Below are 23,900 nucleotides of genomic sequence, written 5' to 3'. Positions count from 1 at the left end.
ACCACTTACTTTTTTATTCCCATACGCCAGCGGCGAATCTTCGTGTTCAATAAATGAGCATTAAAGAAAAATACTCCTGCTAAAATAACAGCAATTAGACCGCTTTCAATTAACACGGCTCTCGTTTCCTCAAGGGGAAAACCTTTTGCTAGCAAATAAACCATCGCCAAATTGGCCAGGGGAAAAAGAAGCGATTCTACAGCTAAGCCTCTGAGAATAATAATCCACAAATCTATACTTGTCTTTTCTTCTGACAAAGCTTTAGTGACTAAAAACCCCAGAGCAAGAAGTACTCCCGCCAAAAAAGCCGGCAATCCGTACTTGCCAATGGCAACAACAATATTAAGGTAAGTACCTAGCCCCCATAAAACCGCACCTAAGATAATGGATAGCAACTTATTAACCATCGAACCGCCTCCATTTGAATTCGGTAAGCCCCTGCTCAATTCCCAAATGCGGGTTACGATCACGGTCATAAGGAACGTTATTTCAGGTTTTCCGGATTCAATACTTCCAGTTCCGGCAACACAAAACGGCCGTCTTTGCGAATTAATCTTTCATCAAAATAGATCTCACCGCCGCCATAATCCGGTCTTTGAATACACACCAAGTCCCAGTGAACGGCTGATTTGTTACCGTTATAACAGTCATCATAGCAGGAACCCGGAGTAAAATGAAAACTTCCATCGATCTTCTCATCAAAAAGGGTGTCCAGCATTGGGTTTAAGATGTATGGATTTACTCCGAGAGCAAATTCCCCCACATACCTTGCCCCTTCATCGGTATTGAAGATGTCATCAATCCGCTGCGTATCATTGGCAACGGCCTTAATGATTTTACCGTTTTTAAAATCCAAGACAATTTTTTCAAAGGTAAATCCTTGAAACAACGATGGGGTATTATAACTGATCCGCCCGTTTACCGATTCCTTAATAGGCGCGGTATAGATTTCCCCGTCAGGAATATTCATTTGTCCGTCACATTTAATCGCTGGCATTCCATTAATCGAGAATACTAGATCAGTACCCGGTCCAACAATTCGTACTTGATCGGTTTTCTCCATTAAGTTCTTGAGCGGATTCATAGCCAAGGACATTTTTCCATAATCCAGGTTACAGACGTCAAAGTAAAAGTTTTCAAATCCTTCCAGACTCATTGATGCCAACTGAGCCATAGAAGGGTTAGGATACCGTAAGACACACCAACGAGTATGGGGAATACGCTGTTCAATATGCACCTTCTTTTGATAAGAGGATGAATATGATTTCAGAGATTCACCGGGAATGTCTGCCCATTCGTTAGCATTTTCTCCTGCCCGAATTCCTATGTAGGCCTGCATTTCTTTCATTCTTGCAAGGTCCCAGCGAGCCATAGCCTCAGCTTGCTCAACCGTGAATTCTTTTAATAAGTCTCGCATTAGAGTATGATTAATGACAGATACAAAGGGCACTCCCCCAGCTTGATAGGCATGACGTACGAGAGCCTGGGCAAGTGGAATACCTGTTCCAATGACTTCAATAAGAATTCTCTCCCCCGGTTTCAGGGCGATCGAATAATTAATTAAAGAATCGGCTAGTTTTTCAAAACGAGGATCTTTCACGTTAGGGCCTCCTTAAACTAAAATCATAGTTAAAATGGTTTATAATGTCAATCGCTTTGTTCTACTGACATGATATCCTTAAATTGCTCATTTCTGTGCAAATTTATCTCAATAACAGAATCCCTTTAAAGGATTTACCAGTGGATAGTTCGTATGTATATTCTTCATACCTTAGCATTTTCCTTTTTATTAACGCTTTATGTCTGTAATGAACCTTTAATAACACTTTAATTTTTGTTGATGAAGATGGAGGTCACTATGAACTCAGTCAATACCTTATGGGAATATCGTTTGCAGCCGGAGGATGCCGGTCAAAAATATCTTTCCATCTTAAAGCATAAATTTCATTTTTCTCTTAAAGTTTTACAGCATTTAAAACAGGGAGAACGAGTCTGGGTGGACGGACGCTTCACATACTTAACTGCACGAGGGAAAGAAGGTGAACTTCTCTCTATTCAGCTCTTTGCGGAGGAAGAATCGCCAATTCAAGGCGAAGATCTACCCTTAAGTATCCTCTACGAGGATGATTATCTATTAGCTGTTAACAAACCTGTCGGACAGGTCGTCCACCCTAATCGCCGCTACCCTGACAATACCTTGGGGAATGCTGTCATAGGTTACTGGGAGCGCAAAGGAGAGCAGAGACTCTATCGACCCATTCACAGAATTGACCGCAATACCTCCGGGGTTGTGATCATTGCCAAAAATCAATTTGCCCACCAGCAGCTTGCTTGGCAGCTAGTGCGCGGTCACATCCATAAACGTTACTATGGCTTTGTCCAAGGAAACCTGTTCGAAAACAGAGGAACTATAGATTCTCCGATAGGTCTTGCTCCCAATAGTTTCATCAAGCGCCAAATTCAGAGGGATGGAGAAGCATCACGAACGGATTATCGAGTCATCCGCCGCTATTCTGAAGCCAGCTTGCTTGAATTTATCTTAGAGACGGGGAGAACGCACCAAATCAGAGTCCATTGTGAAAGCATAGGTCACCCCTTGCTGGGAGATGATCTTTATGGCGGAAATACATTACTCATAAACCGTCAGGCCTTACATTCTTCGGTTTATGCCTTTTTGCATCCTGTCACCGGCCTTCCTCTCGTAATTCGTGCCCCTTTCCCCGAAGATCTTAGACATTTGCTAAAGGCACTAAACAAGGCTTAAGGAATAATTTCTACGAGTCGCAAACTCTTTAAATTCTTTAGATCGTCCTATAATACCAGTCCCAATTATTTCTTTGACATTTATTAACTTAACGTCTGAATTCTACCAAATCCTACTCCCTGAAAGCAAACATAAAGAAGTATTCTATTATAATGTTGATTTGATAATCTATAGACATTGTGTTAAAATGTCTATAGATTTTTTCTCAATATAAAGGATGTGTCTATTATATGGCTGTTTCAGAATTATTTTGGAGTTCATCAATAGACGATTTAAAGCGCGGTTATTGTCAAGAGCCCGAACACTATGTCTGCTTACTATGCGGTAAAACTATTGAAAAAGGAATTATTTATCAGGAGGATGACGTTTTCTACGAGGCCTTTCGGTACATGAAACTCCACATTGAAAACGTCCATGGATCGGTTTTTGCATACCTTAACCAATTGGACAAAAAGGTTACTGGGCTTACCGACCATCAAAAAACACTGTTAGGATACTTTTACACCGGTAAAACGGATGCTGAAATTCAAAAAGAAATGGGTATTAAAAGCGCTTCAACCATTCGAAATCACCGATTCTCTCTGAAGGAAAAAGAGCGGCAGTCTAAAGTATTCCTCGTCATGATGGAGCTTCTTAAAGAAAAAAATAATACAGAAGCCTTGTTTTTAGCCCCCCCTAAAACAGCAACGATGGTAGATGACCGCTATAAGGTTACGCAAACTGAGAAGGACAAGATTCTACTCAAACTTTTCCCCGAAGGGCTTGATGGTCCTCTTAAAACCTTCTTTGTGAAGGAAAAATATAAATTACTAGCAATCCAACAAATTGCCAAACGATTCGACGAAAATAGAACCTACACAGAAAAAGACGTTAATCTAACTCTTAAATCTGTTTATCCTGATTTTGCAACTCTCAGACGGTATTTAATAGAATATGGGTTTATGCAGCGCACACCTGACGGCAGCCAATATTGGCTTAATCGAGGCAGTGAAGAAAGAAGAGATCGAAACATGGACCGTAAACAAGAATTGAAACGCCTCTATAAAGAAACTAGAACCGAAGCCGGAGTTTATCAGATTCGAAACCTGGAAAATCAAAAAATTTATATTGAAAGTACTCTTAATCTTAAAACCATAAACGGTAAACGTTTTAATTTAGATATGGGAACCTTCCCAAACCAAATACTCCAAAAAGAATGGAAAGAATTTGGAGCAGAAGCCTTTGCCATTGAGGTACTGGAAATTCTAGAAATCCCTGAAGAAGGGTATTTTGATGTTAAAGATGCCTTAAAAAAGCTGAAGGAAAAATGGTTGGATAAGCTTCAGCCCTATGAAGATCGTGGCTATAATACATTCAAAGCGATTCAGCAAGAACTTTAAACTACCTGTCGAAGGCGAATGCAAACAAAAAAATGATCTGAATGTATTAAAAGAGTGGATAACTTCTCCCATAGAAGCATATCCACTCTTTTATAAAATCATATTGTTGTTTATGTTTAATGTTTTAAGTAACTGTCTAAATTATATGGTTAAAGCTTTAACCAATCTCTTTTCTATATTGAAATTAAAAAAACAAGCATAACTTAAAACTAAACTATGCTCGCGAAGGGACTCTTTAAGCCTAAGGAAAGTTCTTTAATACACTCTGGCCCCAATTCCAGACAACCTAACTCTACCGGTTTTTCACTATAAAAGCCGTGGAAATCCGAACCGCCTGTAATCACCAAGTTATGCTTTTGTGCATAATGCAGGGATTGGCGTCGGTCAGTGTCATTATGGCTGGGATGAAATACTTCGATCCCGCCAAGTCCTTCTTCTGTCCACTCATCAATGGCATCAAAATTACCAAGTTGTCCGGGATGGGCGAGAATAGGAATTCCTCCTGCTTCTCTGACAGCCTGAATCGCCTCGCGAGCATCAATATATTCTAATGGAACAAAGGCCGCACCCCGGGGGTGAGTACTGCTTCCACGGTGAAAAAGCTTCTTATATAGGTCATCATAAATGGCCTCACAATACCCCTTATCCAATAAGGCATGCATTAAATGCTGTTTATAAACGCCAGTCCCCCCAGCATACTTCAGAACATCCTCCCATGTTATATCATATCCCGCTGCAAGAATCTTAAGGAACATATCATAGGATGCTTGTTTCCTGCTTTCAATTAGAGGGGTGCAAAGACGATCCAGAGAAGAATGCCCCGGTTCGATATATAAACCCAGAATATGAGCTCTCTTGTTCCTCTCATAATCGTAAGCTGATATCTCTATGCCCGGAACGATGGTGACACCTAAATCGGCTCCCAGGTACAGAGCATCATTTAACCCCTTTGTGGTATCATGATCTGTAATGGCAAGATGAGTAATCCCCTTTTCTTTTGCCAGTTTGATGACCTCACCAATACTTAAGGAATTATCAGAGATATTCGTATGAACATGTAAGTCAATCATTGTTTCTAATCACCCTTTATAATTATTTTTTTCAATAATTGCTAGCTTTTTAATTCCTTGCTCAAAGCATTAAAAGAATTGCAGCAGATAAAAATAATGAAATGCCAATGCGGCAAGAATCAATACCACGGTCTAAACAATCGTAATAGCCCTTTTTAAGAACATATTTTGATTGCTCCTAAAGTCCTCCTTTAATAAGACAACGTCTTCAGAAAAAATCAGAGCCTCATTCTCTGTCATATAAGACTTTAAAACTCGACAAATGCTCTTTGACTCTTCCCTTATTATTTCTTCATATTGAAGCACAAAATCACCCTTTATTCACTGTTCGTGTGGCTGTATCTTCTGCAAATCAAGCGTCAAACTTATCTCTCAGGCAGAGGGGAAGATATTGGCGAGCCTCTGTCCATATCAACGGCGAGCGAAAAGCAGCTACTAATAATTTACCAAAAGGTGACCTATTCTCATTGTTTCTGCGAATAAGAACTTCTCCCCCACGTTGTTCCAGAAAAATCCTGGCGGCAGCAATGTCCCATTCATGGACATTAGACGAAATAAACAAGTCATATTCTCCGTTAGCAACTTTACATATTTCCAGAGAGGCGCAGCCCAAATATCTGTAAGCCTGGGCCTGGGACAACATCCCCATGACGTCCATGCCCAAACCTGCGAATTCTCTCATAGTTCTCAAGCTAATACCAACAACTGCTTTGCTCAGCTTATCATGGGAATCCGGCAAAGTGTCTAAAGGATGTCCATTGATGATTGCTCCTTCACCACGACCTGCGCTGAACATCTCGCTATTGGCAACATCATAAACTAAACCAAACATCGGATTTTCATTTTTATATAAAGCCAGGGATATGGCATAATCCTTGCCAAACCGATAATAATTGACCGTACCGTCAATTGGGTCGATAACCCACGTATAATCATTATGCTTCGGACATATCTGTTCCCTGCTTTCCTCAGCAAGGATATTATGATCTGGATAGTTACTTAGAATAGCATCAATGAGGAATTTCTCAATAAGTAAATCATGTTCCGTGACAAGGTCCATCTGAGAGGTCTTTTCCTTAACTTTTATGACGGATTGCCGGCGCTCTTGTTTCAGCTTCGACCCCGCAGAATACATTAAGAGTTTAGCGAAGTCATACATTTCTCGTTCTTCGACGTTCATAAACGATTAATTCCTTTCAAAGGAGATAGCAGTTATAGCCTGAAGGCCGGCCAATAATCTTGACGATTAAACTCAGAAAAATCATCAAATCTTCTAACCTCGGCCCGTTTAATCATAAAGGGTACAGGAGTATTGAAAAATCTCTTGTTTGTTTCTGAGATCGCATCAGCCATCATGCGTCTTTCTTTTCCTGATAACTTTTCCTCCAAATAAAACAAACTGATATGTCCCTGAAACCGTCGTTTTCTCTCAACACCAAGTTGTTTAAGATTGTTATCTTCGTAAAGATGGTCTCTGACTGCTTGCAGCCCTAGGTAATCACCTTCGGTCAGCGGCGAAACGATAGCAGCTATGACACCTTGGGGAAAAACAGATAAGCCCTTAATTTCATAGTTTAACGATCCGGAACTAGACATATGGGAAAACATTTGATGACAGGCCAGCAAAAATTCGTCTTCGCGAGAATCCTTAATCCTCTGGTTAAAAACATCGCCGGATATCAACCGGCCTATGGTCATATGAAGAGCAATCGTGGGGGCCCAGACTATCCCGGGAAAGGGGATGTTCCAAAATAATTCTTCTCGAATATCGCTAAGAAATCTATAGGAATCAACATTTTCCTCGTCATCTAAATATGTTGGCGTGATTAAAGTATAGCCTGAATAAGAAACCGGCTCCCAAAGTCCATCTGTAGACTCTTTAAATTTTCCCAGAGTCTTCATTTGGCGAGCATATTCTCTAATCGCTTTTTCCGTAAGTACCAGTTCAACATAGTTGAGATATTCGGTATAATTCATTTCCATAATCGCACCTCGTCTTACTAAACATCATATGTGCGCCTCCATGACTCTTACTACAATCGGAAGTGCCCCACTGCTTTTAATAAAACCGCTCTCACACAGCTCCATGAACTAGTATTTATTAAGTTCAACCACAAAACTGATTCCATGTTGTTGAAATCCCAGTTTCTGATAAAACTCATGGGCCTGCAGCCTTTTCTTATTGCTGGAAAGCATAAGCTTGTAACAATTTTCCTCTTTAGCCTCATCCATAATAAAATGCATCAGCATACTGCCTATACCGGAGCCTCTGTAATTCTCAGCGACAATCACACTTTCGGCAAGGGCAAGTTTGGCGCCTCTATGACCCAAATTTTCCAAGATGATCAAACTGCAGGCAGCGATGATCCGGTTGCTGTCTTCAACTACAAATACTTTATAATAGGGATACTCCTTCATTTTCCACCATATGGTTACGGCTTCGCCGTAATCGATCCTCTCCTCGCCGTCCATGGCTTGTAAAAGATCTACTATACTTGACAGATCTTGCTCCGAAGCTTGTCGGATTAACATACATTATCAACTCTTTCACTATAGGCCTTATAATCTGATTGAAATACGGTGTTCCCGCCCACTAGGGTTTTCCGAAGGATCGGATAGTCCTGATGCATTTCCACAACGATTAAATCCGCACATTTACCGACTTCGATGGTACCGACCTCACCGTCTATTTTTAAAGCCTTAGCAGGGTTTAAGGTTACCATCTTAACTGCCTCATTCAATGCGATTCCTTCCCGTGTTAAAGAAAAAACTGCCGGAAGCATGGCACTTGGCAGATAATCGGAACAAATGATATCTGCCGCATGATTGAGAATGGCATCAATCGCTCTCATATTGTTGCTGTGGGACTTTCCGCGAATAATATTGGGAGCTCCGACGCAGACGTGAATCCCTTTAGAAGCTGCGTAAACTGCAGTAGTCAAATTAATGGGGAATTCGCTGACGATCCCTTCGCATTCCAGGAGGGTATCGATTTTCTCTTGGGTATCATCGTCATGAAAAGCTAAAGGAATTCCCTTATGTTTAGCAATCTTGGATAGTTCCATAAGTTTGGTCCAATTGATTCGGGCCTGGTTTTCGATAGTTTTATCGAGAAAATCGTCAAATTCCTGCTCTTTTTTACCATAAGATTGGAGAGTAAAGGTTTTAAGTGCTTCAGCATCTCTAAACTGTCCCTGCCCCGGTGTATGATCCATATAGGACATTAAATCAATGCTCTTATTTTTAATGAGACCTTCCAAGGCCTTAAGTCCGGCAAGAAACGTCAATTCGTAGCGAAGATGAATTTTATGATTAATCATAGAACGAGCATTTTTAAGAGTATTGATGCTATTAATAACTCCCACAACCATGTCTTGATTTCTTACTCCCCATTCGTCACTTAAGCTAAGAGAGTGAAACATAGTTGTAATACCGCTGACCGTAAGTTTCTTTTCCAACTCATAAAAGGCCATATGAATCGGGAATAAGGTATTGGGCCTTGGTTGGATTTCCTTTTCGATAGCATCGCTGTGGAGATCAATCATCCCCGGCATGACAAAACAATCTTCGGCATCAATCATCGTCAGCTCTGAATAGCACTTCACTCTGGGAAAATCACTTTCGGCTACCTCAATGATTCTATTTCCATCTATAATTAAATAGCCTTTGCTGATCTTCTCAGGCAAAATCATTTTGGCATTGTAAATGCAAATCTTTTTTGTTCTCACGTCAAATTTGCTCCCTTTTAATCCTTATTTCCAAACAATTAATTAACCATCATCTTTCTTCACGGCATTTTGGGGGAACATCAAGGCCTAGCCTGTGATCTGTGATTCATGATTTGCTTTCTGCACTCATTACAGGCTAAGCCTTTTTTATTAATATCTTGCTTTTCAAATTGGTGGAAATCGTTTCGAGTACTATAGCAAAAGCTATAATAAAATAGGTTACCAGTCCGATTTCCCGGAGATCAAAATAAAATCCGCTGTCCATAAACAAATCGAAGCCGATTCCGGCCGCCCCGGCAGCGGCGCCCATGGCAACAGCATTAGCAAAATTGATTTCAAATCTCATAAATGTCCAAGACAGCAAGGAAGAAACGGAGGAGGGTATAACCGCTTGAAAAATAATCTGCCACCAATTCGCCCCGCTGGCCATTAAAGCTTCAATAACGCTTCTGTCTAATTCCTCAAAAGACTCGGAATAGGCCTTCGTTAAATAGCTGACAGAGTGAAAGGTTAAACCAATAACGGCAGCCACGCTGCCCAGGCCTGCCGCCACGGCAAAGATCAAAACCCATAAGATGCTGGGAACTGCACGAATAAAAGCGACAAAACCTTTGATAATATTGGTAACTTGTTTTGGCGCCAAATTCTGGGCGGCCAACAATCCCAGGAGCATAGCAATGACACCGCCAAACAAGGTCGTTAAAAATGCCAACCCCATGGTTATTAAAACTTCGTAAAATGCGTCCCACAAGCTAAGCCGGTGAGCTGCAGGATGGAAAAATATAGTTTTGAAATTATTGAGAGTATCAGCCATTGCCTTTCCCATATCCACACTCGTGTAATCAATGGCGGCCAGGGCATAGATAGTCAATAGGGATAAAACAAGCAATAATATCCACATGGTAAGAGACTCCCGAGTCAAGGGTTTCACGGGTAAAATTGCTTCCTCAATCTTCTTCACATAATCACCCTTCTGATAGTATTGGAAACCATTTCAATGAGAATTACAGTAATGACAATTAAAATCACGACAAGGCTTGCGGCATGAAAATTAAAACTCTTATAGTACAAATCAAAGGAAAACCCGATTCCTGTGCCTGTAAGAAGGCCAACTAAGGTGGCATCACGAATATTCGTGTCAATCATAAATAATATCCAACTGATCATCTGGGGGAGACTGGACGGCAAAACTGATTGAAAAATTATATGGAAATAGCTGGCCCCGGTAGCTGACAAGGCTTCAACGGAGTCGTTGGACACTTCGTCAATGGTTTCAATAAAGGCTCTTGTCAGAAACCCAAACGATCCTAAAAAAAGAGCCAAGTAGCCTGTAATTGAGCTTTGACTAAAAGCTAACATTAAGACCATGGCCCAAGCGACGAGAGGAATGTTGCGAAAGAGTGAGGCAATGCCCCGGGCAACCAGACTAAACAGTCTGTTCATTCTTGTAGTTCGGGAACCAACCAAGGCCAAAAGCGTTGCGAAAACCGTAGCAACCGTCGTTGCTGCAATAGACATCAGGATCGTATCCCATAGTTTTCGCAGTACATCCGGCAATATGGTCAGTGACTTACCATCGGGATAAAAATTGGAACCTCCCCAGATAAAAGCCTTAAGAAGACTGGTAAACCCTTTCGACACGTCATACTGGGTAATGACGACCGAGCCAACAGTAAGCAATATTAATAAGAAAAAAAATATCAGACTGTCCTTTTTGCGTTTAGCAAAAATATCAGATTGCATAGCGTTCTCCTAATTCAACCATGAGATCATTGGACTCCGACCCATAAATTTCTGCGATTTTTTCGGCAGTTAAAGCACTCGGGGAGCCGTCGAAAACGATTTTTCCCTGATTAACACCGATAATACGATCCGAATACTTGAGAGCAACACTGACTTGATGCAGATTTACAATAACTGTTATGCCCATCTGAGCAGAAACATCTCTCAGGTGATCCATAATAATTTTGGCTGAATTGGGATCTAAGGAAGCAATGGGCTCGTCACATAAGATTAATTTGGGATCTTGAATTAAGGCCCTGGCAATACCAACCCGCTGCTTCTGACCGCCGCTTAGTTGGTCACAGCGTTTATAGACCTGGTCATGCAAACCTAATAAGTCAATAATCCTCATCGCTTGTAGTTTTTCTTCTGGGCTATACCGTCCCATTACCCCGGCAAGGGTTGATTTGTAACCTAACCTGCCATGAAGAACATTCTCAATGACTGATAACTTATCGACTAAATTATAATGCTGAAATATCATACCGATCCTAGTTCTCAGCTTTCTCAAGTCTCGTTTCTTCAATTTCGAAATGAGGACTCCATCAAAGGAAATCTCGCCGCTGGTCGCTTCAATCATCCGGTTAATACAACGGAGAAGGGTGGATTTCCCGGCACCGGATGGGCCTATAACAGAGATAAACTCTCCCTCCGCAACCGAAAAATTGATGTCTTCCAGGGCCGGTGCCGCACCGTGATAATACTTGGTGACATGTTTTAGTTCCAACAAAGGTTCACTAAATTCTCGGTTCACACCTAGTTCCAGTTTCATTCATAGTCCCCCTTTCTTATTGGAGAGAGACGTCAAGGCAACGCCCCTCACCCCCAAACCCTAACTATTTAATTGAGAAACAATAAATATTGGTTTTTACTTAAACTATTGGCTTCTATTTAGAATAGCCAAGAACTTTTCTCATGGGATCATACCAAGAATCATCAACTTTCAAGAAGCGGTGGGGCTGGACAAAGACAGATCCCTGAGAACCTTTCGGAGCAAATATCTTGGTATCCTTTGTTGTCTCATCAGAGGTAAGTGCCTGAGTTATTTCGTCCAGGGTTTTTGAGCTCAGCACTGCACTGTTGGCCTCAAGGGGTGTGTTCAAGACCGGTATGGATTTAATGATCTCAAATTGAGCGCCGGCAAGAGTATTAAATGGAGCATCGGCACCCTGTTTAACCGTATAGACAGCCCCAGCCTCATTGTCTTTTCCTGAGCTGAGAGTTACATATTGGGCTACATCAAGATCATCAACTGCTGAAACATCAGATTTGCCCGTAAGTACATTTACTAACGATAATTGGTGTGAGCCAGCAAAGAGAACCTGGCTGAAAAATTTCCCGCTCCCGCCTTGGGCCAAGTCATCTTTGGTAAGACTTTTCCACTTGTCCTGACTGTTGAATTTCCCCAGTATTGCTGCGGCTGGCATATTAAACCCAGATGTCGAGCTGGTGGAAACGAAGGACATTTTTTTCCCTGCTATGTTATCAATGTCATAACTGTCACCCGATTTGTACTGATCTTCATTGCCTTTTTTAATGAGAAAACGGCTGTGGTAAAGGGCATCGTTCAAAGTCCCTGAATCTCCGCTTTCTACCACCAAAGGTATGACCTTGGGATCTTTAGCATGTGAGACAATGTATTCATTCGGTCCGAAATACCCTAATTGAGCGTCTCCGCTTTCCAAGGCAGAAATGGCTATAGCATAATCAGTCGTCAATTTGTTTTCAACTTTTTTTCCTGTTGCTTTTTCGATGATCTGGTCAAATTCATCACGGAAAGCCTTTTCATTATCCCCTGAATTATTAGGCAGCCAGGCGATAGTGATTGTTGCAGGCTCTTTAACATCTGAACCTGAACCAGAATTTGCCGATGAGGTTGATGAAGCGGCAGTGCCGCATCCTGCTAGCAGGGACGACATCAGAATAACTGCCATGACCGATAAAGTGGCTTTTTTCACGTTTTTATTCTCCTCTCAATGTTTGAAATATGATTGCGATGTCCATAAGTCCTATTTGTATTTTACCTAACAATAATTATGTTCCCATTAAACTATTGTAATATTTAGGTTAAATTTGAAAATCCTGCAATCTTCCATCATGCATTGTATAAACTCGAGTACAGAGGTTTTCCATAAATTCCAGGTCATGAAAAATTCCCATCATCGTTGTTCCTTCTCGTTTCAATTGCTCAATCAGTTCCCGCACTTTTAATTTTGAAGCATGATCCAAACTGGCAGTAGGTTCATCCAGAAGCAGTAACCTAGGACGCTTGACCATAGCCCTGGCAATATTTAAGCGCAGCTTTTCACCGCCGGAAAAGGTTCCGGGATAACAATCCCATAATTCTTTGTCCAGTTCAAAATGTTCCAGCATTCGCTGAGCTTCTATATTAGCATAATCTTCACCAGATCCCATTTCTAAAACGGCTTGTTTTACCAGTTCCCGTGCGGTTGTCCGCGGCATTATATTCAGAAACTGTGATACGTAGCCAATCTCATGTTTCCGAAGATAGATCATTTGTCGTTCTGAGAGTTCTGCTAAATTTACAAATCCGTATTTTTGAGAGTTATACCAGATTTGTCCATTCCGGGGTACATAAGTACGATATATGCACTTAAAGACTGTAGATTTTCCGCTGCCGCTTTTCCCTGTAATCCCGACGAATTCACCTCCTTTTAGGTTAAGGGAAATATCATGAAGCGCTTCAATGTGCTTAGCTAAATTGTGAATGATAAAGGATTTTGTTAAATCTTGGACAACTAATATTTCTTCCATTTACACACCTGCTTTTTTATACTTCTCTAGAAATTCATGGATAGGAAGATAAAAATCATTAAGCCTTTCTTTAATCATTTCATAGGACCAGTCCCACCACTTAATCTCCTCAAGTATTTGAATAGACTCTTCAGAAAATCGTTTCTTGATTGGTTTAGCCTTCACTCCGACTACAACGGTATAGGGATCCACATCCTTCGTAACCACTGCACCGCTGCCTACCACCGCTCCATTGCCGATTTTTACACCGGGCATGATGATGGCACCGTGTCCTATCCAAGTGTCATAACCAATCGTGACTCTCTGCTCCTTCCGCCATTGGAAGAATTGTTCATCATCGGATTCTGCCAAACCATACTTCCTACGGCGGTAGGTAAAATGATGCAGGGTAGGCCGATCCATAGGATGATCGGTTGGCCCGATTCTTACCATCGCCGCAATGTTGGAAAACTTGCCGATTTCGGTGTTCTGAACAATGCAAAAGGGCCCTGTATAAGAAAAATCGGCTAATTTTACATTTTCTAAGACGTTATAAATCCCTACCTCTGTATACTGACCCAATTCAACATTGTCCAGCTGACAGTTCTCATGAATGCTAGGTTCCTGACTAAGCCTTTCGATCATTATTAGTTCATCCGACCTTTCCCAATTTACTCAACCTTCAAGCCGAATACGATGTTGTTTGCTTTAATTTCCCATCAATAATTACAGCAGTAATAACCGGATAATTCTCCTCGATCGTTTCAATAATCAGGAGGTCTGCTTTCTTCCCTTCTCTGATAGAGCCGATTTCCTGATCCAGAGAGACGGCTTTGGCCGGATTTAGGGTTACTAATTTGAAAGCGTCGACAAGATCTAATTTATACTTTTCATGAAGCATGAACACAGCATGCAGCATGCCAGGCGGATAATAATCACTGCAGAGGATGTCAATAGTATTCGCCAGAATTGCTTCAGCTGCAGATAAATTTCCGCTGTGGGATCCTCCCAAGAGAATGTTGGGGGCACCGGCCATGGTGAACAATCCTTTCTTTTTGGCTTTTTGAGCTATTGCCAAAGAGATGGGAAATTCACTGATTGTCACTCCCCAGCTTTGTACCAACTCTAATTTTTCGGCAGTGTCATCATCATGGGACGCAATAGCGATACCATTTTCCTGAGCCAGTTCTGCGATTTGCCGAATCCCGTCAATCGTTACTTTTTCCTTCTTTTGATGGCGGTCAATAATTTGATCAATCACCTGATCCTCTAGATCGTTATAGCTTTTGACCATATTCCTATAAACCTCTAAATCCCGGTATTGTCCCTGGCCCGGTGAATGATCCATGAAGGAAACAAGCTGAACCTTTTTCTCCTCGATATACCCTTTTAATTTTTCCACGTCGTTAACATTGTCAATTTCAAACCGGGCGTGGAATTTGTGTCGTATCAAGTTATGGTTGGTTCCAGTTCCGGCAACTAAATCAATAAATTTACGAACATTTTCAGGATTGCGGATGGGTTTGCGCTTATACTCAGTGTCTTTAAAAAGGGATAAAGAATGGAACATGGTGGTAATTCCATGAGAGACTAATTGTCTCTCTGTTTCGCGAAGACTCATTTGAAAATCCATTAGGCAGGTCGGCCTTGGTGCTGCCATTGTCTCAATATAATCCGAGTGAATATCAATAAATCCCGGTGCGACATAGCCGCCTGCCCCGTCAATAACTTGAATGTCTTCTTGAAGCTCCTCGGTTATAGCTTCTTCACCTTGGGGCACTATCTTGAAAATCCGATCGTCTTTGACCAGAAGGTCATACCCTGTTAAGACTGACTCTTCCGTAATGATCTGAGCATTAGTGATTAAAAACATATGCTATCTCCTTCATCCGCCGGCAGTTATAACAAGGATTGGACAAGCCTCTGAGTATAACCATGCTGGGGATCTTCCAAAATTTGATCCGTTAAGCCTTGTTCAATTACCTGTCCGTCAAGCATAACAAGAGTTCGATCAGCCAACATCCTGATAACACCTAAATCATGAGACACGATAATCATAGAAATCTTTAACTGTCTCTGAATGCTCTTGATTAAATCCAGGACACTAGCTTGAACGGATAAGTCCAATCCTGTCGTGACCTCATCGAGGAGCAGCAGCGGCGGATTGTTCGATAACGCTTTAGCAATTTGAACCCTCTGCTGCATTCCTCCCGAGAAGTTCTTAGGAGCTTCTTTCATACGATAGACAGGGATATTGACGTGTTCCAACAGTTCTTCCCCGCGGACTTTCATCTGCCCTACATTCCTGTTTCCGGCTGAAATCAGCTTCTCGGCAATATTTCCAATGGAGGAGAAATTCATTTTGAGACTCATGAGGGGATTTTGATATACCTTTCCCATGAGATGATTTCTTATATATCGTTTCTGCTGTGAGGATTCCTTGAAGACATTTGTTTTGCCGCCTTTATAAGCGGTAATATAAGCTTCGCCGCTGCTTACTTCCTGGTCAAAATAAAGGCATTCCATCATCGTCGATTTTCCGCTGCCGCTTTCTCCCACGATTCCTAAAATCTCCCCCGCATAGACTTCAAAGGAGATATCCCTGCAGGCATATACCGTACCGCAAACGGGGCAATAATTTTTCAGCAAGCCCTCCCCTTTTGACCCACGGCAATTGACACATCCTTGACCGTATTGTTTATTAATATTTCGTACTGCTAAAACAGGCCGTTCAAAATCGTCCATGTTACAATCCCTCATCCTTTTGATTTTCCATTCATTCTTTGCAGGCAATAGCTGGTGTCATTGCATTGATATGAGGCTTCACCCGTAATATCATTCAATAGTTCATCCAGAAATACGTCCTTAGCTCCACATAATCTGCAGCACTTATCCTGAAAGGTTTCAACCCTAAAGGGATAGTCCTCAAAATCCAGAGACGCAACCTTTGTGTAGGGAGGTACTGCATAAACCTTCTTTTCACGGCCGGCGCCCAAAAGAATCAAGGCGTTATTCTGGTTTAGCTTGGGATTATCGAATCTCGGAATAGGGCTGGGAGCCATCACATATCTGCTGTGAACCATCACAGGATGATCTGCTCCTGTGGACATGGCCCCATAGTTCACGATCTGCTCAAAAAGCATGAGCCAAGCGCCACTGTATTCATGCTCAGCATGAAGTTTTTTAGTTTCATATTCACTCGGTTCATAATACCTAAGAGGTTCTGGTATCGGTACTTGGAGAACCAGGATCTGATCTTCTTGCAGCGGGGTTTCGGGGATCCGATGTCTCGATTGGATGATGGTCGCTTCAGCCGTTTCATCTGTAACACCAATTCCAGTCGTCAGGACAATAAGTTTCTTAATATTGACGGCATTTACCGATTCATCAGAGCCTTGGTCAATAACTTTCAGACTATCTTCTTTCCCCACCAGGGAAAGGGTTAACTGAAGTCCTCCTGTTCCCCATCCTCTGGCAATGGGCATTTCTCTGGAAGCAAAAGGCACCTGATAACCTGGGATGGCAATGGCTTTTAAGGTTGCTCGTCTAATTTCCCGTTTAGACCCTTCATCAAAAAAAGCAAAATTATACTCAATGTTCATGACTGCAGCTCCTCATTGTTTCCCTTGGTTTGGGGCAGGTCTTTTTTCGATTGTCGCACGCTGTCTAACTTGGACTGAAACGTTACATAGTGCGGCAATTTTAGATGCGATATAAAACCCGAAGACTCGACGGAATCTATATGCAGCAGGACAAACTCCTCGTCATTAATGGCATGCTCTGATTCACCCACTTCTAAACACCGGTCAAGAATACTCATGGCAATTGCTTTTGTCTCATTTTGGCCATAACAAAGTCCATAGCCGAGCTTAAATTCAATCTCTTTTTCGCCGTTGGTGTTCTGAATATCTTCCGGAAACAACGTCTCGACTTCCGTGACTTTAATTTCGCCGATGTAGTAACCATCATCTTTTTCATTTTGTTCATTAAAGGGATTGTCCACATAAAGAGGCAGATTTCCCATTCGCAGTTCCCCCACCGTAGGATGGAGAGCTCCGGAACTGCGCAAGGCTACATACCCCAGAGACGTAACAGCTCCTGTCTGCCCTCGTGTTAAAATCTGCAGACGTTCACTTCGGCTCGCCGGAAACTGGAGACTCTCTTTTGTAACATCATCCGGTTCACGGTTATCATTATCACAAACTGACATCAAGCCATTTTCCCGCAGATAATCCAGGACTTTGGGTAAATTAGCTAAATCTGTTCTATCGTTAACTTCTCCGCCTTCCAGGACATAATCACCTACCCAATTGATTGCCTCTTCATCCCTTTCCTCACTCAAGTTAAAGTCAAGCAAACGATGAGAATAATCATTAGCCGCACCTAAAATCTGTCCGCCGGGTATATCTTTAAAACTTGAGGATATTCTGCGTTCAACCATCATGTCTTCAGGCTCAACAATGCGGGAATAATGATTGCGCGGCAGAGTTGAACGGTAGGCTCTCATTAAAAAGACAGCTTCTTCAGGACTTCCTTCCGCTTGCTTTATGGCCAACGCGGCCAACGTTTCATTATATAGGCTGCTTTCCGACATAACTTGGTCAATTAAGCAGCGCATTCCACTTTCAATTCTCTGACAATCGACAACGGCTCCCTTTTTTAACCGCTCATATTTTAGTCGTTTCAGCGATTCCTCAATGGCAAGAGTCCCGCCTTTAACAGCAACATACCCCATCTATCCAACCACCTGTTTTATAATTTGAGTTGTCCGCGGGAGGCACAAAATGTTATTCTCCCGATCTGTAAAGATTAAATCAATTCCCAAAGGATATTCAGAGTTTTTTTCTTCTCGCCAATCGACCCACTGATCGGTCAGCGTTACATCCATATAGTTTTCTTTTTCGATTCCAGGCCCTTTCAGAGTGAGATTCCGATCATTACACACAACGTCTGTTTCAATGATCAAGGTTGCACCTTTGTGCGGGTCCAGCAAATCCCCGCTGCGGGCCATTTGAAAAGCCTTCTCCAAATCCCCCGGTTTCGAGTCATGTAAGATCAGAATATAATCGGCACTCTCCAGTTCCGTTGCTTTGGCGTACGTTAACTGATTAATAAGTTTGGCCATCTCAGCTTCATGTTCAGAGCATATTTTGAAGGTTACTTCTGTATCGAAGAGCATCAGGGCCAATACCAGGGTTGAGTTAAAACAGTCAATCTCCATGGCCACCTTATCTGCCTGATCACGGAGGTTTTTGATTAAGCCTGGCCGAGACATGGAAGCAAGCGTTTTGCGATAAGCTGCTTGGATATCATGAACGAGATCAAGTTTCATCTGCATACCCCTCCTCTTATTGAACATCCATGGTGTCAAAGTTAACTTTTGTTTTTAAGACTTGCCTCTTTAGTGCCTCATAGTTTTCGTTAATGTGAAGTTCTTCCAGCAATAAGGCCTTAGTCCATGCTTTGGTCTCTGGCAAATCCCCATTATAGGCCGCATCAACAATTGCCAGGTTATAGGCTAAGCTTGGTTCATGCCCTTTGACCATACCAATTCCCAAAAACCCGTTGATCATCACCTTACATTCGGTAATAAGTACCTCACCTAAGTAAAATAAGCTTCGCTGAGCGCTCTCCCGAACTTTTACCATGACTAAACTATTCTTGCTTGCTTCAATGGTCTTGACGTCATAGGCCTGAAGTATTTCCTGGGCCAATTTTGTAGAAACTTCCTCAGAGCCTTTGATTAAGATCTCGGTTCTCTTTTTTCTAATCATGCTTAAGCCTTCCTTTGTAAGCGATTCTCTTTACAACATGAGCATAACTTGTTGCCAAGTTGGCTGTGTTAAAGCTCTGTATGAACTCCGTTAAATCTTCGTAAAGAAACTGGAGTGAACTAAAAAGCGGCATTTCCAAGGGTTATTTGCTGTCAGTTCAGCAAATAACCCTTGGAAATGCCGCTTTATGTAATACAATCGCTTATTAAACTTATTAAGTCAGGACTCCGGGCGAGAGCGTAAAAGTTGGTCTTGTTCCTTAACATAGAGTCTGTATTCTGTTGGTGTCTTTTTATTTCTTTCGGCGGTCATTTCTCCAATTTTAACGATATCCTTTAATTTATCGTTAATGAAAGCCTGAAAACAGGCTGGAACATGATCTTGATGATATCTATGTAAAGCAACACATTCCCGGCAGCGTCCATGCCATTCACAAAGAACTTCGGTACATGTGCACTTAAGGTTCAATGGGTCACTAGCGATTTTTCTATTGTTTAAAACCAACTCGTAATACTCTTCTTTCGTTCTCAATTAGACTACTCCCCTTTACTTTCCATATCAAATTTTATTTCTTTTACTTTTTTAGATTTCCATCGGGGTCGTCTTACCACTTGCAGAAAATATGACCACTGATCTTTGTTATGAATTTCGTCTAATTATAGATCATTGATGTAAACAATGTATTAACCACATATTAATTTAGGGTTATTTAACCATTGACCATATCGTACTAACGTCTTATGTTAATTGATATTTACGGTATAACATAAGAAAAGCAATCGCTTCTATAATAAATTTTGAGGTATTCCAATACCTTACCTGTTTTCTTATCCATACAACCCGATTCCAAAACTAAGAGAGGAATCAAATGCGGACAATTAAACAACATTCTCTGAGACGCGGTGGGAAAAGAAACACTTAAGACGCTGGGTTTAGAGTCAAATTGTGTATACCCTTTACTGTAATAATACTGAAACATCGAGGTTATATCCCTTCCGACGTCATCAATATCCTCAAAGACCGATTTAGCAACATAAGAGACATGAAGCGCTATCGGCTGACGGTCAATATACCTTAACCTTCCGACTTTGAAGATCTTATCCTCTTTAGCAGTTTCTAAGTAATTATAAATTTTCTTGTTGTACTTAATTTCTTGGCAAAAGATCGTTTTCGATTGAAAGTCATATCCTTTCTCGATCATTTTTTGACTGAAACTCACATCTCCTGTCAGAACAAGTTCAATTTGCTGATATCTGTCTTTGACGTAGCTCCCTTTTCCCTGTTTTTTATAAATATATCCCATTTCTTCAAGTCTTTCATAGGCCTTCCGCGCTGTAATTCGAGGAACCTCGTAACTATCAGCAGTTTCATTCTCCGAGGGCAGTCTATCATGGGCGTTGTATTTTCCTGAGGACATTAAAGCAATTAACTTATCGACTATTTCTATTTCATGAGACATATTAGGCACCCACTTTCAAGCTTATTATACTAAAAGACCTACCCTTGAACGTTAAGGTTTTGTAAACATTTGTATAATAGCCTGAGGTGAACCGAAGGCCATGGATGCACGCGTCTTCCCGAAACCATTGACGGCGAGAGTGGAGAGTTTATTCTTGTGGACAAAGCTGCCTTCCTCATGGATCTATAGTTTTCTGGATATTTGAACGAAACGACAAACAGGGAGTATCCTTGTTATATAGATACTCCCTACTGAATTAATATGAAGGTAAGCAATTCTAATTGATAATTGATCCTAACAAATAATCTTATAACATAGCTTTACCAATCTAATCTCTTTCAACTCTAATCTCTTCAACCCGAAAAACTAAATGTTTAAATTTTAATGAACTTTTGCCCGCCTCTCATCATAAGTTTCAATAGCTCACTGAACACAACAATACTAAACGTAAACCCAAGCATTCTTACCCATAAATATACTTCAAGAGGAACTGTTTTAAATACCTGCCCGCCAAATTGAGTAACCATAATTTGAATTAAAAAGGTTAGAAATACTACACCGAGCATAGTTTTATTTTTATGAATATAAGGAAAGATGCTTTTTACTCCAAATTCTCTGCAGTTAAAAGCATTCCATAACTGGAAGAGTACAAACGACGTAAAGACAATGGTCGATTGCTGTGCTTCACTTCCCCCAAGTATTTGAGTTTTCAGAAGGAAAATTAAGGCTGCCACGATAAACAAACCATTGGAAATGATTTTGAATAACATATCTTTCGTAACAATAGAGGCATTTCGTTTAATGGGCCGTTTTTCAAGCAAATGTTGTCTGGGTGGTTCTAAACCCAAAGTTAAGGCCGGCGGTCCGTCCATTATAATATTTACCCACAGCAATTGCAGAGTTGTAAACGGCATTTTATAACCTATGATTTCTGCCAAAATAACTGTAATGAAGGCTACAATATTAACAGTCAACTGAAACTGAATGAAGCGCTGAAAGTTTTCATAAATGCCTCGCCCCCACTTTATAGCTTTGACGATGCTGGAAAATGAATCATCCAATAAGACAATATCAGAAGCCTCCTTGGAAACTTCAGTTCCGGTAATTCCCATAGCAACTCCGACATCAGCCGCTTTCAAAGCGGGAGCATCGTTGATGCCATCACCGGTAACAACGACGGAAGCATTGTTTTCACGCAGCAATTTAACAACTCTCATTTTAGCCGTAGGATTTGAACGCGCTATGACAACAATGTTACTGAGTTTGCTTTTCAGTTCCTCATCACTCATGGCATCAATATCTGTAACCTCGAGAACCAGAGAATCCTTGCGGATAATTCCCAGTTGATCGGCGATAGCTTTAGCAGTGTTAATGTTATCCCCGGTTAAAATTTTGACCGCAATACCAGCCCGGCGGCACTGATCGATAGCCTCCTTGACGTCCTTGCGCAAAGGATCTTCAATTCCAACAAAGCCTGTAAAAATAAGATTTTTTTCCACATTGTAAATATCTTCCCATTGAGGCTCTGCTCTAAAATCGGTGTAAGCAAAGGCTAATACTCTCCGCGCATGATCCTGAAGTTCTTTAATTCCAGCTTCAATTCTATCTTTGTGTTCCTGGGTCAAAGGAACGATCTCATTATTCACCAGGACTCTATCACTGATCTTAAGGACTTTTTCCGGGGAGCCCTTGGTATAAATACGGTAGCCATCTGCCATTTCATAAGCCGTCGACATCATTTTTCTTGCTGACGTGAAATTGTATTCGGCAACAGGCTCGCCAAACTGTTTGCGATAGTCGCGATAGTTAATTTGATTCGTATCAGCATAGACAAGAAGAGAACATTCCGTTGGATTTCCCAGAAACGTATAATGACTATCCTTTTTCGTGATATCTGCTGTCGTATTGAGACACAAATTCTCCAATAATGCAGGACAATTCAGGCTCACCGCTGATGACTCTTGACCGTTACACCAAGCCTCTACCACTGTCATCTTATTTTCTGTTAAGGTTCCTGTTTTATCGGAACATATGACATTCACAGAACCAATAGTTTCGCAGGCGATTAACTTACGGACTAAAGCATTATTTTTAGCCATTTTCTGCATGTTAAAAGCAAGGGTAATTGCCACCATAGTGGGTAAGCCTTCCGGAACTGCCGCCACGATAAGGGCCACGGAAGTGATAAAAGCGTCTTTAACTCCCGGCAGGGCTGAAGTAATATTACCCGGAACAAGGAGGCCTTGTCGATACATGATTAACAACTCGAAAAGAAAAATCCCAGCAGCTACTATCGATCCAATAATTGAGATTTTCTTGCCAAGATCCGCTAATTTCTCTTGCAGGGGAGTTTGAGCCGTCGTCTCCCCCTTTAACTCCTCAGCAATTTTGCCCATTTCAGTTTGATCGCCTACAGCAGTTACTAACGCAATAGCTCTTCCTTCGATGACCATAGTGCCTGAGAACAACATATTGGTTTGTTCAGCCAAGGGACAGTTTTCCCGCTCTATAGGCTTGGATTTTTTGGTAACAGATTCTGCTTCACCGGTAAGCAGGGATTCATCAATTCCGAGATTTGAACAATGGATAACTCTGGCATCTGCCGGAACTTTTTCCCCTGTTTCTAAATGGATGATATCACCGATGGTAAGCTCACTTTGCGGTATATGGATTATCTGGCGGTCTCTCACTGCTTTCACCAGAACATCCTCACTCAGTTTAGCCAAGGCTTCGAAGGCTTTATCCGATTTGCCTTCCTGAATCACGGAAATAGTCGTGGCTATAAGAACAGCGGCGAAGATTCCCAGCCCATCCGGAAGGTGACCCATTAATAATGATATTACCCCTGATATCAATAGGATTATAATTAAAGGCTCTTTCAGGCTTTCCATAATTTTGACAAGAAGGCTCTCTTTGGGCTTAGGAGTAAAAACATTTTTCCCGTAACGCTGAATTCTTGCTCTAACTTCAGAAGAAGATAATCCACTTTCTTCGTCACTCTTCAATTCGGCAATAACTGCTTGGGCTTCTTTTTGATAACAATTCACATTTAGATCCTCCTTTTGCTTTCCTAATTATCCCCTACCCCCTATTAAATTTCGATGTACTTAATGAATATAACCACTCCTCACTTCAAATATAAACCTTGAGGTAAATAAAAAAGACTTTTGACATAGTCAATTAAGACCAT

The 23,900-nt window shown here is 41.4% G+C and carries 24 protein-coding genes; 2 read left to right on the top strand and 22 right to left on the bottom strand.

Annotated elements, in window-relative coordinates:
• Positions 1–5: 5 nt before the first annotated feature.
• On the bottom strand, positions 6–407 hold the full coding sequence (locus B5Y67_RS11280) for a hypothetical protein (RefSeq protein WP_088226541.1): 402 nt from the start codon (positions 405–407) through the stop codon (positions 6–8).
• 77 nt (positions 408–484) lie between these two features.
• Complete coding sequence (locus B5Y67_RS11275) at positions 485–1,600, bottom strand: aminopeptidase (protein ID WP_088226540.1); 1,116 nt, start codon at positions 1,598–1,600, stop codon at positions 485–487.
• Positions 1,601–1,858: 258 nt separating this feature from the next.
• Here B5Y67_RS11275 and B5Y67_RS11270 point away from each other — a divergent pair, with 258 nt between their 5' ends.
• Complete coding sequence (locus B5Y67_RS11270) at positions 1,859–2,764, top strand: RluA family pseudouridine synthase (RefSeq protein WP_088226539.1); 906 nt, start codon at positions 1,859–1,861, stop codon at positions 2,762–2,764.
• Positions 2,765–2,994: 230 nt separating this feature from the next.
• Positions 2,995–4,143 carry a DUF2087 domain-containing protein gene (locus B5Y67_RS11265; RefSeq protein WP_088226538.1) on the top strand — a complete coding sequence of 383 codons (1,149 nt, stop codon included), beginning with the start codon at positions 2,995–2,997 and terminating at the stop codon, positions 4,141–4,143.
• Between the two features lie 209 nt (positions 4,144–4,352).
• On the opposite strand, the gene B5Y67_RS11260 is transcribed toward B5Y67_RS11265, so the two are convergent.
• From B5Y67_RS11260 to B5Y67_RS11165, 20 genes are all read right to left on the bottom strand, one after another.
• The gene (locus B5Y67_RS11260) at positions 4,353–5,213 is read right to left on the bottom strand and encodes a PHP domain-containing protein (RefSeq protein ID WP_088226537.1); all 861 of its coding nucleotides are present in this window, start codon (positions 5,211–5,213) and stop codon (positions 4,353–4,355) included.
• 352 nt (positions 5,214–5,565) lie between these two features.
• Complete coding sequence (locus B5Y67_RS11255) at positions 5,566–6,393, bottom strand: inositol monophosphatase family protein (RefSeq protein ID WP_088226536.1); 828 nt, start codon at positions 6,391–6,393, stop codon at positions 5,566–5,568.
• 32 nt (positions 6,394–6,425) lie between these two features.
• A complete protein-coding gene (locus tag B5Y67_RS11250; protein ID WP_088226535.1) occupies positions 6,426–7,196 on the bottom strand; it encodes a hypothetical protein in 771 nt (256 codons plus the stop codon).
• 108 nt (positions 7,197–7,304) lie between these two features.
• Positions 7,305–7,745: a GNAT family N-acetyltransferase gene (locus tag B5Y67_RS11245; protein ID WP_088226534.1), complete on the bottom strand. Its 441-nt coding sequence runs from the start codon at positions 7,743–7,745 to the stop codon at positions 7,305–7,307.
• Positions 7,739–8,941: an alpha-D-ribose 1-methylphosphonate 5-triphosphate diphosphatase gene (locus tag B5Y67_RS11240; RefSeq protein WP_088226533.1), complete on the bottom strand. Its 1,203-nt coding sequence runs from the start codon at positions 8,939–8,941 to the stop codon at positions 7,739–7,741. Before B5Y67_RS11240 ends, B5Y67_RS11245 begins: the two co-directional genes overlap by 7 nt.
• A gap of 136 nt (positions 8,942–9,077) precedes the next feature.
• Positions 9,078–9,902: an ABC transporter permease subunit gene (locus B5Y67_RS11235; protein WP_242975938.1), complete on the bottom strand. Its 825-nt coding sequence runs from the start codon at positions 9,900–9,902 to the stop codon at positions 9,078–9,080.
• Entirely contained in the window at positions 9,899–10,684 is a 786-nt protein-coding gene (locus B5Y67_RS11230; protein ID WP_088226532.1) for an ABC transporter permease subunit, read from the bottom strand. The genes B5Y67_RS11235 and B5Y67_RS11230 overlap by 4 nt, the downstream gene beginning before the upstream one ends.
• Complete coding sequence (gene phnC / locus B5Y67_RS11225) at positions 10,674–11,495, bottom strand: phosphonate ABC transporter ATP-binding protein (RefSeq protein ID WP_088226531.1); 822 nt, start codon at positions 11,493–11,495, stop codon at positions 10,674–10,676. The genes B5Y67_RS11230 and phnC overlap by 11 nt, the downstream gene beginning before the upstream one ends.
• A 115-nt stretch (positions 11,496–11,610) precedes the next feature.
• Positions 11,611–12,681 carry a phosphate/phosphite/phosphonate ABC transporter substrate-binding protein gene (locus B5Y67_RS11220; protein WP_088226530.1) on the bottom strand — a complete coding sequence of 357 codons (1,071 nt, stop codon included), beginning with the start codon at positions 12,679–12,681 and terminating at the stop codon, positions 11,611–11,613.
• Positions 12,682–12,790: 109 nt separating this feature from the next.
• Positions 12,791–13,498 (bottom strand): ATP-binding cassette domain-containing protein, encoded by a 708-nt coding sequence (locus B5Y67_RS11215; RefSeq protein WP_088226529.1) that lies wholly within the window; start codon positions 13,496–13,498, stop codon positions 12,791–12,793.
• The gene (locus tag B5Y67_RS11210) at positions 13,499–14,122 is read right to left on the bottom strand and encodes a DapH/DapD/GlmU-related protein (protein ID WP_088226528.1); all 624 of its coding nucleotides are present in this window, start codon (positions 14,120–14,122) and stop codon (positions 13,499–13,501) included.
• A 37-nt stretch (positions 14,123–14,159) separates the two neighbouring features.
• Complete coding sequence (gene phnM, locus B5Y67_RS11205) at positions 14,160–15,350, bottom strand: phosphonate metabolism protein PhnM (protein ID WP_088226527.1); 1,191 nt, start codon at positions 15,348–15,350, stop codon at positions 14,160–14,162.
• A gap of 26 nt (positions 15,351–15,376) precedes the next feature.
• Positions 15,377–16,222, bottom strand: a complete 846-nt coding sequence (locus tag B5Y67_RS11200) for an ATP-binding cassette domain-containing protein (RefSeq protein ID WP_088226526.1) — start codon at positions 16,220–16,222, stop codon at positions 15,377–15,379.
• Positions 16,223–16,233: 11 nt separating this feature from the next.
• Entirely contained in the window at positions 16,234–17,079 is an 846-nt protein-coding gene (locus B5Y67_RS11195; protein WP_088226525.1) for an alpha-D-ribose 1-methylphosphonate 5-phosphate C-P-lyase PhnJ, read from the bottom strand.
• On the bottom strand, positions 17,076–18,212 hold the full coding sequence (locus B5Y67_RS11190) for a carbon-phosphorus lyase complex subunit PhnI (protein WP_088226524.1): 1,137 nt from the start codon (positions 18,210–18,212) through the stop codon (positions 17,076–17,078). The genes B5Y67_RS11195 and B5Y67_RS11190 overlap by 4 nt, the downstream gene beginning before the upstream one ends.
• Positions 18,213–18,809 (bottom strand): phosphonate C-P lyase system protein PhnH, encoded by a 597-nt coding sequence (gene phnH / locus B5Y67_RS11185; protein ID WP_088226523.1) that lies wholly within the window; start codon positions 18,807–18,809, stop codon positions 18,213–18,215.
• A 16-nt stretch (positions 18,810–18,825) separates the two neighbouring features.
• Positions 18,826–19,251, bottom strand: a complete 426-nt coding sequence (phnG, locus tag B5Y67_RS11180; RefSeq protein WP_088226522.1) for a phosphonate C-P lyase system protein PhnG — start codon at positions 19,249–19,251, stop codon at positions 18,826–18,828.
• A gap of 219 nt (positions 19,252–19,470) precedes the next feature.
• Positions 19,471–19,782: a DUF6485 family protein gene (locus B5Y67_RS11175; RefSeq protein WP_088226521.1), complete on the bottom strand. Its 312-nt coding sequence runs from the start codon at positions 19,780–19,782 to the stop codon at positions 19,471–19,473.
• 223 nt (positions 19,783–20,005) lie between these two features.
• Positions 20,006–20,710: a GntR family transcriptional regulator gene (locus B5Y67_RS11170; protein WP_088226520.1), complete on the bottom strand. Its 705-nt coding sequence runs from the start codon at positions 20,708–20,710 to the stop codon at positions 20,006–20,008.
• A gap of 374 nt (positions 20,711–21,084) precedes the next feature.
• Complete coding sequence (locus tag B5Y67_RS11165) at positions 21,085–23,757, bottom strand: calcium-translocating P-type ATPase, PMCA-type (RefSeq protein WP_088226519.1); 2,673 nt, start codon at positions 23,755–23,757, stop codon at positions 21,085–21,087.
• Positions 23,758–23,900: the final 143 nt, after the last annotated feature.

Source organism: Desulfosporosinus sp. FKB (assembly GCF_002196705.1).
GTDB lineage: Bacteria > Bacillota > Desulfitobacteriia > Desulfitobacteriales > Desulfitobacteriaceae > Desulfosporosinus.
Note: the sequence above shows the minus strand (reverse complement) of the source record. Positions and strands in the feature narration are given on the sequence as shown.